Consider the following 14,868-nt stretch of genomic DNA (forward strand, 5'->3'; position numbering starts at 1 on the left):
CTTCAATGCGGGGGGTGTCTTCGTGTGCGTCCATAAGGACACTCGTTAAACCCTCGCGAAATCAGCCCGCCAGACGGCCCTCGGCGTAAGCTTACTAAGATTCTATCTTTAGTCTTAGAGAATATATATTAATATACTAATATATTCTCTCTTCTTAAGATTCATCTTAGGATTCTATCTTAAGATTCTATCTTGTTTTTAATATAATCTACTTATGATATAGAACTTAGATTTGGGCGAAGTAAAGCTGATCTGAGTAAGTTTTTTTCACCAAAATCACTAAACTATTGAAATACAACAAAACAATTATTTTTCGTAAATCTTGACTTTCCGCTAAAAATCTGAGTTTGGTTTTTTGGTCGTACCCTTGCCGCTAGGCTCAATTTCCTACGCTGGTGATCCGTATTCCGCTGCACCTGTCTTTGGTGTGAGGACGTTTTGGTGTCGTCTGGTAGGGTGGGTGCTGGAAGGCCCTAGATCAGCGCCACACCAGCCTTATATCAAGTGTACTACGATCCTATTGGGCTGTTGTCGGTCCCTATGCTGGTTGTCCTTACTGATCTGGAAGCTTGATCAGATTTCCTACTCTATACCCTACTCCTCTTCCTCTCATTCCTTCTCAATAGACCCTGCCTTAATGAGATACATCAAAACCTTCTCAAAACTCTTGATATAAGACCCTATTGGTTATATTCTCATAATACACTAAGAATCATATGAGAAAGATGCGTTATGCTGGTTGGAATGGCTCGTACTTCAACACTGGAACAGAAAGCTGGGCTTGAGGCCCAGATCAGGGATTTACAGGTTTATGGCTGTGAAGAAGTGTTCTCTGAACAGGTGTCTTCTGTAGGTGAACGCCCCCAACTTGATGCTGCGATTAAATCGCTAAGGAAGGGCGATAAGCTTGTTGTCACAAAGCTTGATCGTCTCGCCCGATCTGTAAGGCACCTAGGGGAACTACTAGAAACTCTTGAAGCCAAAGGTGCTGGACTTGTCATCCTGTCTATGGGCGGGCAACAGATTGATACCACGACCGCTACAGGCAAGCTGATGCTAAATGTTATGTCGTCTGTCGCTCAGTTTGAGCGGGAAATGATGTTAGAAAGACAGAAGGAAGGCATTGCCAAGGCCAAAGCAGAAGGTAAGTACACAGGACGTAAGCCTACCGCTATGGCCAAATCTGATGCTGTCTTGTCATTGCTTCAATCTGGGATGACCAAGAAGAAGGTATGCGACCAAGTGGGTATCAGTATGGCGAGCCTGTACCGGATCATTGAGAAGCATAACACGACACAAGTAGGTTAACCTGTCGTCAGCCCCTTCTGGCTCCGTCTGTCGTAGATGGGACCTTGGGACCCTCCCGATTATAGGGGCTGAATCCAGATTCCGAGTGCAACCACTCATATTTCCGGGAACAAAAAAAAGATTTTGGATTGGCCCAGCGCCTAGCGTCTTCGGGTGGGTGGTAAAGGTAGGTGGTTTAGGTAGGTGGTAGGTCTACCCTAAGTGATTGATTTTATTCAAAATGCCAGTAATGGCGGAGACGAAGGGATTCGAACCCTCGATACCGTTCCCGGTATACTCCCTTAGCAGGGGAGCGCCTTCGACCACTCGGCCACGTCTCCGCTGACCCGTATATGCAAGCAAATCCGAAGAAACAAGGCGGTTTTTGAACTTTTGTCTGATCTTATGCGACTAAAGCTACTTCATTGATTTTGGGGGAATATCCGCAGGGGTGCTGGGGCCAAATGCGACCCTCAGGCTGCGCCTATGCCTGTTTATTTTTTCTGGGCGGCAGGGATCGGGGGTGGGCCATTGATTCCCGCAAAGGGGAAACAAAAGGCGGGTGGGGGCATTCAGAACAGGAAAAGCGTGACCCGGTGGGAGGATCGCCCATCGGGTCATTCAATCAAGGAGCCGAGGCCCGAGGCTTATTTCTTCAACGGGATGCTGACGCGCAGTTGCACGGTTTCCAGACCGGGGTTCAGGCTGGCGGTATCGGCATTTGATCGGTGGTCATAGGACAGCCCGACACGAATGCCATTTTTCGCCTGATACCCGATTTCAGCACCAGAGCGGAATTCCAGCACAGACCCCAGATCAGGGCCATCGCCCTGCGCGTAAAGGCCGGGCATCAGGTGCAGTTGGACATAGCCACGGTTCTGCGCGAAATAGCCTGTCCAGCTTGCGCCGAAGCCGACCCAGGCATCGCCCTCATCGGTCAGGGAGACGCCCATTGCGGGTTGGAAGGGGCCGTAGGCTTTGCCGAAATCGTAGCGAACATAGGCTTCGCTACCGATCGAGGATTTCTGAAACTGAACGTCGCCAGCAGAAAGAGCAACGCGGGCAGGCATTTGTGTTTCTGCCAGACATCCTGTCTCGCAATGGTTCATTTTCATGTCGGCCAGACCTGCCAACAGGAACAATACAGCGAAAGTGCCGTCCATGAAATCCTCCGATATTGTTCGTGATGGCTACACCACTAATAGGGGTGTGTCACCTCTATCGAAAGAAGGGGCGCGAATTCCTGTGATGCAGACGCAGCAGCGCAACACGCGGGGAAACTTGGGGTCGCTTTGGGGGCGGGTCTGCCCAAGGCGGGAATGCGGCAGCCCCGTGAATTCAGTCTGCCAGCAAGGGCATGACCAAGGAAAACAGTTCGGCCTGCGATGAAATCCGGCATTTGAGGTAAAGCTGTTTGCGGTTCACTCAACTGACTTCCAAAAGACCTGACATGTCCCTTGATCTTGACGCCGCTACAGATGGCGCTCGGACGTCGGATGTTCATCTGGTGCAGTCTTCGCGGATTTGAATGCACTGAAACAGGATGGTGCGCGTACCACGATCTTTGAACCCAAAAGCGTCTGTGTCACCGATAGCGAGGGCAACCGGACGATTGGCGGGACTGGAGAGCTGTGGTGCGTCAACGCCGGACCGTAATCATTGGCGCGATCAAGGAACAGTTGGAACCGATGGATTTTTATTCCACCTTCTACAGCTTTTCCGCCCAGCGGTGGTAGCGTCGAGGTTGGCGAATATCGCGCTGTGATGCCGCCTATGGCCCCGCCACATTCAAGGCGGGAATAACACAGGCCAACAAAGGGCGTTTCGAGACGATATGATCCCGAAGCGCTTTTGCATTGGGCATGACGCAAGGTCTGATGGGGCATTGGTGCGACATGCTGAGCAAAACGCCAAGCAGACAACACTTTAGGGCAGAATTTGGGGAAAAGTGGCAGCCCGTAGGGGAATCGAACCCCTCTTTCCAGGTTGAAAACCTGGCGTCCTAACCGATAGACGAACGGGCCACAGCGTAACGTGAGGCGGTGTTTAGAAAAACCTTTGATCCGTTGCAAGCGACAAAATGCAGGTCGTGGCGTTTTTCTTTGATCCTGCGCCGTAAAACCGAATGATTGCGGTCTTGGGGCTGTGACGTGGCGTCTGACGTTGACCGAAAGGCGGGAATCCCCAACCCTGTCCGCCGGGAGACAAGAGGGAGACCCATCATGGAATTGGAACAGGCCATGCAGGGGCGGCGTAGCATTCGGGGCTATAAGGCCGATCCGGTGCCACAGGCGCTGCTGGAAGAAATCATTACCTTGGCATCGCGTGCGCCGTCGTCGATGAACACGCAGCCGTGGCATTTCCATGTGCTGACCGGCGAACCGCTGGAACAGGTCCGTAGGGGGAATTCCGAACGGATGCTGGCAGGTGTGCCGCCGCAGCGGGAAATCCCGGATCATGGTCAGTACGAGGGCGTGCATCGGGATCGTCAGGTGGAAATCGCCAAGCAGCTTTTCGCGGCGATGGGCATTGAACGGCACGACGCTGACGCGCGTCAGGATTGGGTGATGCGCGGGTTCCGTCAGTTCGATGCGCCGGTGTCTGTGGTCGTGACCTTTGACAAATCCGCCGGAATGCACGGCACGATCGCGCATTTCGATCTGGGGGCAGTGACCTATGGGTTGGTGCTGGCAGCTTGGGACCGGGGATTGGGCGCGGTGATCAACGGGCAGGGGATCATGCAATCCCCCGTGGTGCGCGAAGTGGCACAGATACCGGAAGATCAAACCATTATGACCTGCGTGGCATTGGGGTGGCCGGATGATGGCTTTGCGGCCAACGATGTGCGATCCACCCGCCGGACGGTCGGGGAAACCGCACGCTTCATCGGGTTTTGAACATGGAAAAGGCCACCCGCTGGGGTGGCCTTTGTCTCTTGGGGTCCATGTCGGATCAGGCGTGGATTGCGCCGTCACCACAGGCAAGTGCGGCTTCGCGCACGGCTTCGCTGAACGTGGGGTGGGCGTGGCAGGTCAGGGCCACATCCTGCGCCGAGGCACCGAATTCCATCGCCACACAGATTTCGTGGATCAGATCCCCGGCACCCGGCCCGATGATGTGGCAGCCCAGAACGCGGTCGGTTTCCTTGTCCGCCAGCAGTTTCACGAAACCTTCACCTTGGAACACGGCCTTGGCGCGGGCGTTGCCCATGAAGGGGAATTTCCCAACCTTGTAGGCGCGGCCTTCTTCTTTCAGTTGCTCTTCGGTTTTACCAACCGATGCGACCTCGGGGGCGGTGTAGATCACGCCGGGGATCACATCGTAATTGACGTGACCGTGTTTGCCCGCGATGACTTCGGCGGCGGCCATGCCTTCGTCTTCGGCCTTGTGGGCCAGCATCGGGCCGTCGATGGCGTCACCGATGGCGTAGATGCCCGGCACGTTGGTTTGCCAATGTGCGTTGGTTTTGATCTGACCGCGCGGCGACAGTTCCACACCCAAGGCCTCCAGCCCCAGACCGGCGGTATAGGGGCGGCGGCCCGTGGCGACCAGAACGGTATCGGCGTCCAGCGTGTGTTCGCTGTCATCCTTGCGCAGCTTATAGGTGACGGTGGCCTTGGTTTTGGTGGCGTCAACCTTTTGCACGGCGGCCCCCATCACAAAATCCAGCCCTTGTTTTTTCAGCATCCGCTGGAAATTCTTCTGGATTTCGCCATCCATGCCGGGGGTGATTTTATCAAGGAATTCGACAACGGTCACGTCCGCGCCAAGCCGTTTGTAGACCGATCCCAATTCCAGACCGATCACACCAGCGCCGATCACGACCAGCTTTTTCGGGATCTTCGGCAGTTCCAACGCGCCGGTCGAGCTGACCACGACTTTATCGTCGATCTCCACGCCCGGCAGGGTCGAGGGTTCCGAGCCGGTTGCGATGATGATGTTCTTGGCGTCATAGGTGGTGTCGCCCACTTGCACCTTACCTGCCGCCGGGATCGAACCGTAGCCTTTGATCCAGTCGACCTTGTTCTTTTTGAACAGGAATTCGATGCCGGTGGTGTTGCCTTTGATCACGTCGTCCTTGTAGGCCAGCATCTGTTTCCAGTCGACCTTGGGCGCGGCGCCCTTCAGGCCCATCGTGGCAAAGTTATGCTCGGCTTCGTGCAATTGATGGCTGGCATGTAGCAGCGCCTTCGAGGGGATGCAGCCCACGTTCAGGCAGGTGCCGCCCAGCGTTTCACGGCCTTCGACGCAGGCCGTTTTCAGGCCAAGCTGGGCGCAGCGGATGGCTGCGACATAGCCGCCGGGGCCTGCGCCGATTACGATCACGTCATATTGTGCCATTGGGTGTCTCCGTCAGGTCTTGGGGTTGTAGGGGCGGGGGCAGGGGGCTGTTTGCCCCCTCTTGGCCTGCGGCCAATTCACCCCCAAGGATATTTGCGCCAAGAAAGAGCCTCATGAGTGGGTCTTTCCATAGGTTAGTGCGGCGCGGTGGTCTGGTGTCAGCAGGGTGGCGCGGGTGGTCGTCAGCCAGTCCTGACAGGCGCGTTCTGCGGCGGTGATGGCGGGGGCGCTGCGCAGGGCGGTCAGGCGGGATTGGGTGGCGGGCCAATGGCGTAGGATGGCGGTGTCTTCGACATCGTTGCGATTGGCCATTCGGTGCCATTTCGATCCAAGATGGTATTTGCTATCCCCGGTCTTACCCTGCCCGTCGCCGCGATCGTTTTTCATCAGGAACAAATCCTGCGATTTGACGGCATAGTGGTTCAACCGGGCGCGTTTGGCGCGACAGGCCACGTCATGCGGGCGGAAGCGCGAGGATTTGCGTTGGTAAAGGCTGCTGTTGGAGAGCGCTTCGCCATCGGGGGACAGCACGCGCGGATCATCCACCAGCGGGTCCAGTGGGTTATGATCGGTGGCGCGGCCAAAGCTGGCGATCTGAAACAGGCATTTGAATTTGGTCACGCCTTCGGTGGGGGCGGACTCGGCGTGGGTGAAGTGGGGCAGGATACTGTCGCCCGGCGTCCAGTCCGTCAGGCCGCTGTCGCCGAACAGCCGCCACGGGATCGGGATAACATCTGCGGGGGGCAAATCTGCCAGAAGGTCCGTGATCTGGCCATTGCCATGATCGACCAGCAGGAATTCATCGCTGTCGATATGCAGCGCCCATGTGATCTGGTTTGCGCGCATCCATGTCAGTGCCAAATCCATGCCCGCATCCTGCGGCGCGGTGCCGGGTGGGACAGAGTGGCGGATATGGGTGATGTGACCGTCGGCCTCTAACGCATCCAGCAGGGTATCGGACCCGTCGGTGCAATCATTGGATACGATTATGATGGCATCGAAGCCAAGGCCCTGATGATAAGCCACCCATTCCAGCAGAAACACACCTTCGTTCCTCATGCAGGAGACGAGGGCGGTTTTGGTGAAGGGGGCGGGTTCAGTCATCGTGGGGCGGGGTGTTGGCACGCACCCCACGCGGGGCAAGGTGCGTGCCGGTTTTCATTACAGGTCCATCAGCAGGCGGCGGGGATCTTCCAGTGCTTCTTTGACGCGCACAAGGAAGGTCACGGCACCTTTGCCGTCGACGATGCGGTGATCGTAGGATAGGGCCAGATACATCATCGGGCGGATTTTGATCTCGCCGTTGATGACCATCGGACGGTCCTGAATCTTGTGCATACCCAGAATACCGGATTGCGGGGGGTTCAGGATCGGCGAGGACATCAGCGAGCCATAGACACCACCGTTGGAGATGGTGAAGGAACCGCCCTGCATTTCGGCCATCGACAGTTTGCCATCACGGGCGCGGCGACCTTTTTCGGCGATTTCCTTTTCGATCTCGGCAAAGGATTTCTGATCGGCGTCACGGATGACCGGCACAACCAGACCCTGCGGGGTGCCAGCCGCGATGCCCATGTGGACATAGTTTTTGTACACGACATCGGTGCCGTCGATTTCGGCGTTCACCTCGGGGACTTCTTTCAGGGCGTGGCAGCACGCCTTGGTGAAGAAGGACATGAAGCCCAGACGCGCGCCATGTTTCTTTTCAAACAGGTCTTTGTATTCCTTGCGCAGGTCCATACAGGCCGTCATGTCCACCTCGTTATAGGTGGTCAGCATGGCGGCTGTGTTCTGGGCCTCTTTCAGGCGGCGGGCGATGGTCTGACGCAGGCGGGTCATTTTCACGCGCTCTTCGCGGGCGGCATCATCTGCGGCAACCGGCGCGCGCGGGGCGGCGGCGGGGGCGGCAGGGGCCGATGCGGCTGCGGCGACAGCGCGGGCGACGTCGTCTTTCATAACACGGCCATCGCGGCCAGTGCCGGTGACGGCATCGCGGCTGATCCCGGCTTCGGCCATTGCTTTTTTGGCCGACGGGGCGTCCTCGACATCCTTGCCACCTGCGGCGGCTGCCGGGGCAGGGGCCGCAGCAGTCGGGGCGGCGGCCACAACGGCACCAGAGGCTGCGATTACGGCCAGTTTGGCCGAAGCGTCGACGGTGGTGCCTTCGGGGGCGGTGATTTCAGCCAGAACGCCAGCGGCGGGGGCCGGAACCTCGACCGATACTTTGTCGGTTTCCAGTTCGCACAGCATTTCGTCCTGCGCGACGGCATCGCCAACCTTTTTGAACCATGTCGAAACGGTGGCTTCGGTCACGGATTCACCAAGGGCGGGAACCATCACATCGACGCTGTCATTGCCCGAGGCCGCCGGGGCGGCGGCTTCGGTTTTGGCGGCGGGAGCCGCAGCCACGGCTGCGCCGCTTTCAGCGATCATCGCCAGCAGGGCATCGACGCCCACGGTTTCACCTTCGGCGGCGACGATTTCGGCCAGAACGCCAGCCGCAGGGGCGGGAACTTCGACGGTGACCTTATCGGTTTCCAGTTCGCACAGCATTTCATCGGCTGCGACGGCATCACCGGGTTTTTTGAACCAGGTGGCGACGGTGGCTTCGGTCACGGATTCGCCAAGGGTGGGGACGCGTACTTCGGTCGTCATGGGTTATTTCCCTTCGATGGTCAGCGCTTCGTCCACGAGCGCCTGTTGTTGTGCTTTGTGCTGGCTGGCCAGACCCGTCGCGGGCGAGGCCGATGCGGCGCGACCGGCATAGACCGGGCGCGTGTGTTTGGCTTCGATACGGGTCAGAACCCATTCGATATTCGGTTCGATAAAGGACCACGCGCCCTGATTTTTCGGCTCTTCCTGACACCAGTACATTTCAGCGTTTTTGAAACGCTCCAGTTCCTTGGTCAGCGTCATGGCTGGGAACGGGTAGAACTGTTCGATCCGCATCAGGTAAATGTCGTCGATCCCGCGGGCATCGCGTTCTTCCAGCAGGTCATAATAGACCTTGCCGGAACACATGACGACGCGCTTGATCTTGTCATCGGCCACCAGTTTCGTATCCGAATGGCCCTTTTCGGCATCATCCCACAGCACGCGGTGGAACGACGAACCGGGCAGGAAATCCTCGGCGTCGGAAATGGCCATCTTGTGACGCAGCAACGATTTCGGCGTCATCAGGATCAGCGGCTTGCGGTAGGTGCGGTGCAACTGACGGCGCAGGATGTGGAAATAGTTGGCGGGCGTAGTGCAGTTCGCCACGATCCAGTTATCCCCACCGCACATCGTCAGGAAACGTTCCAGACGCGCGGACGAGTGTTCCGGCCCCTGACCTTCGTAGCCATGCGGCAGCAGGACCGTCAGGCCCGACATCCGCAACCATTTGGATTCACCCGACGAAATGAACTGATCGAACATGATCTGGGCGCCGTTGGCGAAATCGCCAAACTGGGCTTCCCACAGGACCAGCGCGTTCGGTTCGGCCAGCGAATAGCCGTATTCAAAGCCCAGAACCGCATATTCGGACAGCATCGAGTCGATGACCTCGTAGCGGGCCTGACCTTCGCGGATGTTGTTCAGCGGGTAATAGCGTTCTTCGGTGTTCTGGTTGACCAGCCCCGAATGCCGCTGAGAGAAGGTGCCGCGTGTCGAGTCCTGACCGGCCAGACGGACCGGGTATCCTTCGCTCAGAAGCGAGCCGAACGCCAGCGCTTCGCCGGTGGCCCAGTCAAAGCCGGTGCCAGTTTCAAACATTTGCTGTTTGGATTCCAGCAGACGCGAAACGGTTTTATGCAGCGGGAACCCTTCGGGAACGCGGGTCAGCGCCGTGCCGACCTGCTGCATAGTTTCTTCGGAAATGGCGGTTTGGCCGCGCTGGTAATTCCCGTCTTTCTGTTTATCCAGATGCGACCAGCGCCCATCCAGCCAGTCGGCCTTGTTGGGTTTATAGTCTTTCCCGGCCTCGAACTCTTCGTTCAGGTGGGCCTGGAAGGCGGCTTTCATGTCTTCGATTTCGCCTTCGGGGATCAGGCCGTCCTGAACCAGACGATCCGTGTACAGCGACAGGGTGGTTTTGTGACCCTTGATATTTTTGTACATGATCGGGTTGGTGAACATCGGCTCATCGCCTTCGTTGTGACCGAAGCGGCGATAGCAGAAGATGTCGATAACCACGTCCTTGTGGAACTTCATGCGGAATTCGGTGGCAACCTTGGCGGCGTGAACCACGGCTTCGGGATCGTCGCCGTTGACGTGGAAAATCGGGGCTTCCACCATCAGCGCGATATCCGTCGGATAGGGCGAGCTGCGCGAGAAATGCGGCGCAGTGGTAAAGCCGATCTGGTTGTTCACAACGATATGGATGGTGCCGCCGGTGCGGTGGCCGCGAATGCCCGAAAGCTGGAAACATTCAGCCACAACGCCCTGACCGGCAAAAGCCGCATCGCCGTGCAACAGAACCGGGATCACGGTATGGCGATCCGGATCGTGCATCTGATCGGTTTTGGCGCGGCATTTACCCAGAACAACAGGGTTCACCGCTTCAAGGTGCGAGGGGTTGGCGGTCAGCGACAGGTGAACCTTGTTGCCGTCAAATTCGCGGTCTGACGACGCGCCAAGGTGGTATTTCACGTCACCCGAGCCATCCACGTCTTCGGGTTTGAAGCTGCCGCCCTGAAATTCGTTGAAAATCGCGCGATAGGGTTTGGACAGCACATTGGCCAGCACGCTGAGGCGGCCCCGGTGCGGCATCCCGATCACGACTTCTTTGGCGCCCAGATTGCCGCCGCGTTTGATGATCTGTTCCATTGCGGGGATCAGTGCTTCGCCACCGTCCAGACCAAAGCGTTTGGTTCCCATGTATTTCACATGCAGGAACTTCTCAAAACCTTCGGCTTCGACCAGCTTGTTCAGGATGGCCTTGCGGCCTTCGCGGGTAAAGGCGATTTCTTTGCCGAAGCCTTCGATCCGCTCTTTCAGCCAGCCTGCTTCTTCGGGGTCGGAAATGTGCATGTATTGCAGCGCGAACGTGCCGCAATAGGTGCGTTTCACGATGTCCATGATCTGACGCATCGAGGCAACCTGAAGCCCCAGCACGTTGTCGATGAAGATCGGGCGATCCATGTCGGAATCCGCGAACCCATAGGATTTCGGATCCAGTTCGGGGTGCGGGGTGTGGTCCCGCATGTTCAGCGGGTCGATGTCCGCGATCAGGTGGCCCCGGATACGGTAGGCGCGGATGATCATCAGGGCGCGGACGGAATCCAGAACGGCGCGTTTCACCTGTTCGTCGCTGATAGATACACCTTTTTCGGCGGCTTTTTCCTTGATCTTCTGACCGGCGCTTTTGGCTTCGGCAGGGGCGGCGGGCCATTGCCCGTCCAGCGCGGCAGTCAGGTCATCGGATGGCACGGGCGGCCAGTCGGTCCGCGCCCAAGAGGGGCCTTCGGCCTCTTTTTTCACGTCCAGTTCTGCATCGCCAAGCTGGCTGAAGAATTCGGCCCATGCGGCATCTACCGCGTTGGGGTCGTTGGCCCAGCGGGCGTAAAGCTGTTCCAGATATTCGGCGTTATGCCCCTGCATGAAGCTGGAGGCATGGAACATGTCGTTTGGGCTCTGGTCGTTCATGACGAGACCTCGTTAAAGTTGGGGCGAGGGGTAGTGAAAGCCGCAGCGGCAGGCATCGTGCCGATGCCTTTGGTCACGGTCGGGGCTTCCCGGCGGGAAGCGGCAATTTCACAGGGGATACGCGGCAGGCCGATTCGTGCCGTTACGTCATTTTGGGAATGACGGGACTGGTGGCCTGTAGGATGTGCAGGTGTACAGAGCATTTTTTCAACGCTCCGTACTGTGTTTTCGGGCGCAGAATACGGCACGACCACACCCCGGAAGGGTGTGGTGCAGGGCGTTCAGCCCGGCATATGTACCGAAAACGCGCATTTGGAACCTTAGCCTTTGGCGATGGCGGCCTGAACGGCCTCGCCCAGAGTTGCGGGGCTGTCGGCAACCACGATACCAGCCGATTTCATGGCTTCGATTTTGGATTCCGCGTCACCCTTACCACCGGCGACGATGGCGCCAGCGTGACCCATGCGGCGGCCCGGAGGGGCGGTGCGGCCTGCGATGAAACCGGCAACCGGCTTCCAACGGCCTTTTTTCTTCTGTTCGGCCAGGAATTCAGCGGCTTCTTCTTCTGCGGAGCCACCGATTTCACCGATCATGATGATCGACTGAGTTTCCGGGTCATTCAGGAACATGTCCAGCACGTCGATATGTTCGGTGCCTTTGATCGGGTCGCCGCCGATGCCAACAGCCGAGGACTGGCCCAGACCGATGTCCGAGGTTTGTTTCACAGCTTCGTAGGTCAGCGTACCGGAACGCGACACAACACCGACCGAGCCACGCTTGTGGATGTGGCCGGGCATGATGCCGATTTTGCAGGCGTCCGGGGTGATCACGCCGGGGCAGTTCGGGCCGATCAGGCGCGATTTGCTGTCGATCAGCGCGCGCTTGACCTTCATCATGTCCAGAACCGGGATGCCTTCGGTGATGCAGACAATCAGTTCCATTTCCGCGTCGATCGCTTCAAGGATCGAGTCAGCCGCGAAGGGCGGGGGAACGTAGATCACGGTGGCGTTGGCTTCGGTCACGTGTTTTGCTTCGTGGACCGAGTTGAACACTGGCAGATTCAGGTGGCTGGTGCCGCCTTTGCCGGGGGTCACGCCGCCAACCATTTTGGTGCCGTAGGCAATCGCCTGTTCCGAGTGGAAAGTACCCTGAGAGCCGGTGAAGCCCTGACAGATGACTTTGGTGTTTTCGTCGATGAGGACTGCCATTTTCTTATCCTTTCACCGCTTTCACGATCTTTTCAGCGCCATCCGACAGGTTGTCAGCAGCGATGACGTTCAGGCCCGAGGTGTTGATGATCTCTTTGCCTGCGTCGACATTGGTGCCTTCAAGGCGAACAACCAGCGGAACTTGCAGGCCGACCTCTTTCACGGCGGCGACAACGCCTTCAGCGATGACGTCACAGCGCATGATGCCGCCAAAGATGTTCACCAGAATGCCTTTGACGTTCGGGTCCGAGGTGATGATCTTGAACGCTTCGGTCACTTTTTCCTTGGTGGCGCCACCGCCAACGTCCAGGAAGTTGGCCGGTTCCGCGCCGTACAGTTTGATGATGTCCATGGTGGCCATCGCCAGACCTGCACCGTTCACCATGCAGCCGATTTCACCGTCCAGAGCGATGTAGTTCAGGTCGTATTTCGACGCTGCCAGCTCTTTGGGGTCTTCTTCGGTTTCGTCGCGCAGGTTTGCAACATCGGGGTGGCGATAGATGGCGTTGCCGTCAAAACCCAGCTTGGCGTCCAGCAGTTTCAGGTTGCCATCGGGCATGACGATCAGCGGGTTGATTTCCAGCATTTCCATGTCCTTCTCGACGAAGGCACGGTACAGGTTGGCCAGCAGGGCAACGCACTGTTTTACCTGACCGCCGGTCAGACCCAGCGCGAATGCAACACGACGGCCGTGATAGGGCATGTAGCCCGTGGCCGGATCAATGGTAAAGGACAGGATTTTTTCCGGGGTCGACGCTGCGACTTCTTCGATGTCCATGCCGCCTTCGGTCGAGGCCACGATGGAAATGCGCGAGGTCTGACGATCCACCAGGAAGGCCAGATACAGTTCGCGTTCAATGTCCGAACCGGCTTCGATGTAGATGCGGTTCACCTGTTTGCCAGCCGGGCCGGTCTGGTGGGTGACAAGGGTCTTGCCCAGCATCTTTTTGGCTTCTTCGGCAGCTTCTTCGACCGATTTGGCCAGACGCACGCCGCCTTTTTCACCGGCTTCGGCTTCTTTGAATTTGCCTTTGCCGCGACCGCCTGCGTGAATTTGGGCTTTTACGACCCACAGCGGGCCGTCCAGCTCGCCTGCGGCGGTTTTGGCGTCTTCGGCCTTCAGGACGGCGCGTCCTTCAGAAACCGGGGCGCCGTATTCGCGAAGGAGTGCTTTCGCCTGATACTCATGAATGTTCATGAAAACTGTCCCGTCTTGCTACGATTGTTGGACGGAATGCCACAGGCGCGGCAATTGTTTAAACGTTTTTTTGTTGGCAGGCGGGTTTTTGCGAATATTTCTGCGATTTGTGATCACACGTCGAAAAGCTGTGATCACAAATGATATTTTCATAAAATTGAATGCGTTGAAAAAGAATCAGGGCCGGAAAAACCGGCCCTGAGAACTGTTAGCATGTTAGTAATCTTTAGGCCAGCGAGGGGTCGATTTCTTTACAGGCCGAAACCAGCCCTTTGACCGCATCAACCGACTTGTCGAACATGACTTGTTCTTCTTTGTTCAGTTTGATGTCGACGATCTTTTCGATCCCGCCCGCACCGATCACGGTGGGAACGCCAACATACATGTCCTTCACGCCGATTTCGCCGTCGCAGTAGGCGGCGCAGGGCAGAACGCGTTTCTGATCTTTCAGATAGGCTTCGGCCATTTCGATGGCCGAGGTGGCGGGCGCATAGAAGGCCGAGCCGGTTTTCAGCAGGCCAACGATTTCGGCACCGCCGTCACGGGTGCGCTGAACGATGGCGTCCAGTTTTTCCTGCGTAGTCCAGCCCATTTCGATCAGGTCCGGCAGCGGGATACCTGCAACGGTGGAATAACGCACCGACGGAACCATGGTGTCGCCGTGGCCGCCCAGAACGAAAGCGGTGACGTCTTTCATCGACACGTTGAATTCGGTCGCCAGGAAGTGACGGAAACGGGCCGAATCCAGCACACCAGCCATGCCGCACACTTTGTTCGCGGGCAGGCCCGAGAATTTTTGCAGCGCCCAAACCATCGCGTCCAGCGGGTTGGTGATGCAGATCACGAACGCATCAGGGGCGTGTTTGCCAATGCCTTCGCCGACCGATTTCATGACTTTCAGGTTGATGCCCAGCAGGTCATCGCGCGACATGCCCGGCTTGCGCGGTACACCGGCGGTCACGATGCAAACGTCTGCGCCTGCGATGTCCTCATACGACTGGGTGCCTTTCAGCGTCGCATCAAACCCTTCCGACGGACCTGATTCCGCGATGTCGAGGGCTTTGCCCTCGGGGGTGCCTTCTGCGATGTCGAACAGCACGACGTCGCCGAGTTCTTTCAGGGCTACAAGGTGAGCAAGCGTGCCACCGATCTGTCCTGCGCCGATGAGGGCAATCTTGGGTCTGGCCATGGAATTATCTCCGGTCCGGT

General features: G+C 57.5%; 10 protein-coding genes and 2 tRNA genes. 2 read left to right on the top strand and 10 right to left on the bottom strand.

Features of this window, described 5'->3' with window-relative positions; translation table 11 throughout:
- The first annotated feature begins 732 nt into the window (after window positions 1-732).
- On the top strand, window positions 733-1,308 hold the full coding sequence (locus FN828_RS10630; protein ID WP_142493389.1) for a recombinase family protein: 576 nt from the start codon (window positions 733-735) through the stop codon (window positions 1,306-1,308).
- Window positions 1,309-1,538: 230 nt separating this feature from the next.
- On the opposite strand, the gene FN828_RS10635 is transcribed toward FN828_RS10630, so the two are convergent.
- The 3 genes from FN828_RS10635 to FN828_RS10650 all read right to left on the bottom strand — a co-directional run bounded on the left by FN828_RS10635 (window position 1,539) and on the right by FN828_RS10650 (window position 3,311).
- A tRNA-Ser gene (locus FN828_RS10635) sits at window positions 1,539-1,628 on the bottom strand.
- 306 nt (window positions 1,629-1,934) lie between these two features.
- Window positions 1,935-2,450, bottom strand: coding sequence for an acyloxyacyl hydrolase (locus FN828_RS10640; RefSeq protein ID WP_142493390.1), 516 nt, complete (start codon window positions 2,448-2,450; stop codon window positions 1,935-1,937).
- A gap of 786 nt (window positions 2,451-3,236) precedes the next feature.
- A tRNA-Glu gene (locus FN828_RS10650) sits at window positions 3,237-3,311 on the bottom strand.
- A gap of 198 nt (window positions 3,312-3,509) precedes the next feature.
- On the opposite strand from FN828_RS10650, the gene FN828_RS10655 reads away from it, so the two are divergent.
- Window positions 3,510-4,184, top strand: coding sequence for a nitroreductase (locus FN828_RS10655; protein WP_142493391.1), 675 nt, complete (start codon window positions 3,510-3,512; stop codon window positions 4,182-4,184).
- Between the two features lie 55 nt (window positions 4,185-4,239).
- Here FN828_RS10655 and lpdA read toward each other — a convergent pair whose 3' ends face one another.
- From lpdA to mdh, 7 genes are all read right to left on the bottom strand, one after another.
- A complete protein-coding gene (lpdA, locus tag FN828_RS10660) occupies window positions 4,240-5,628 on the bottom strand; it encodes a dihydrolipoyl dehydrogenase (protein WP_142493392.1) in 1,389 nt (462 codons plus the stop codon).
- Window positions 5,629-5,739: 111 nt separating this feature from the next.
- The gene (locus FN828_RS10665) at window positions 5,740-6,672 is read right to left on the bottom strand and encodes a glycosyltransferase family 2 protein (protein WP_185958989.1); all 933 of its coding nucleotides are present in this window, start codon (window positions 6,670-6,672) and stop codon (window positions 5,740-5,742) included.
- 117 nt (window positions 6,673-6,789) lie between these two features.
- Window positions 6,790-8,283, bottom strand: a complete 1,494-nt coding sequence (gene odhB / locus FN828_RS10670; RefSeq protein WP_142493394.1) for a 2-oxoglutarate dehydrogenase complex dihydrolipoyllysine-residue succinyltransferase — start codon at window positions 8,281-8,283, stop codon at window positions 6,790-6,792.
- Window positions 8,284-8,286: 3 nt separating this feature from the next.
- A complete protein-coding gene (locus tag FN828_RS10675; protein WP_142493395.1) occupies window positions 8,287-11,253 on the bottom strand; it encodes a 2-oxoglutarate dehydrogenase E1 component in 2,967 nt (988 codons plus the stop codon).
- 320 nt (window positions 11,254-11,573) lie between these two features.
- Complete coding sequence (sucD, locus tag FN828_RS10680; RefSeq protein ID WP_142493396.1) at window positions 11,574-12,461, bottom strand: succinate--CoA ligase subunit alpha; 888 nt, start codon at window positions 12,459-12,461, stop codon at window positions 11,574-11,576.
- 4 nt (window positions 12,462-12,465) lie between these two features.
- Window positions 12,466-13,659: an ADP-forming succinate--CoA ligase subunit beta gene (gene sucC / locus FN828_RS10685; protein WP_142493397.1), complete on the bottom strand. Its 1,194-nt coding sequence runs from the start codon at window positions 13,657-13,659 to the stop codon at window positions 12,466-12,468.
- Between the two features lie 226 nt (window positions 13,660-13,885).
- The gene (gene mdh / locus FN828_RS10690) at window positions 13,886-14,848 is read right to left on the bottom strand and encodes a malate dehydrogenase (RefSeq protein ID WP_142493398.1); all 963 of its coding nucleotides are present in this window, start codon (window positions 14,846-14,848) and stop codon (window positions 13,886-13,888) included.
- Window positions 14,849-14,868: the final 20 nt, after the last annotated feature.

This window comes from Thalassovita litoralis, from assembly GCF_900182725.1.
GTDB classification, from domain to species: domain Bacteria; phylum Pseudomonadota; class Alphaproteobacteria; order Rhodobacterales; family Rhodobacteraceae; genus Thalassobius; species Thalassobius litoralis.

What these genes read in the sequence shown, in the direction of transcription:
- FN828_RS10630 (WP_142493389.1), top strand. Translation starts at nt 733, where the DNA reads ATGCTGGTTGGAATGGCTCGTACTTCAACACTGGAACAGAAAGCTGGG.
- FN828_RS10640 (WP_142493390.1), bottom strand. Translation starts at nt 2,450, where the DNA reads ATGGACGGCACTTTCGCTGTATTGTTCCTGTTGGCAGGTCTGGCCGAC.
- FN828_RS10655 (WP_142493391.1), top strand. Translation starts at nt 3,510, where the DNA reads ATGGAATTGGAACAGGCCATGCAGGGGCGGCGTAGCATTCGGGGCTAT.
- lpdA (WP_142493392.1), bottom strand. Translation starts at nt 5,628, where the DNA reads ATGGCACAATATGACGTGATCGTAATCGGCGCAGGCCCCGGCGGCTAT.
- odhB (WP_142493394.1), bottom strand. Translation starts at nt 8,283, where the DNA reads ATGACGACCGAAGTACGCGTCCCCACCCTTGGCGAATCCGTGACCGAA.
- FN828_RS10675 (WP_142493395.1), bottom strand. Translation starts at nt 11,253, where the DNA reads ATGAACGACCAGAGCCCAAACGACATGTTCCATGCCTCCAGCTTCATG.
- sucD (WP_142493396.1), bottom strand. Translation starts at nt 12,461, where the DNA reads ATGGCAGTCCTCATCGACGAAAACACCAAAGTCATCTGTCAGGGCTTC.
- sucC (WP_142493397.1), bottom strand. Translation starts at nt 13,659, where the DNA reads ATGAACATTCATGAGTATCAGGCGAAAGCACTCCTTCGCGAATACGGC.
- mdh (WP_142493398.1), bottom strand. Translation starts at nt 14,848, where the DNA reads ATGGCCAGACCCAAGATTGCCCTCATCGGCGCAGGACAGATCGGTGGC.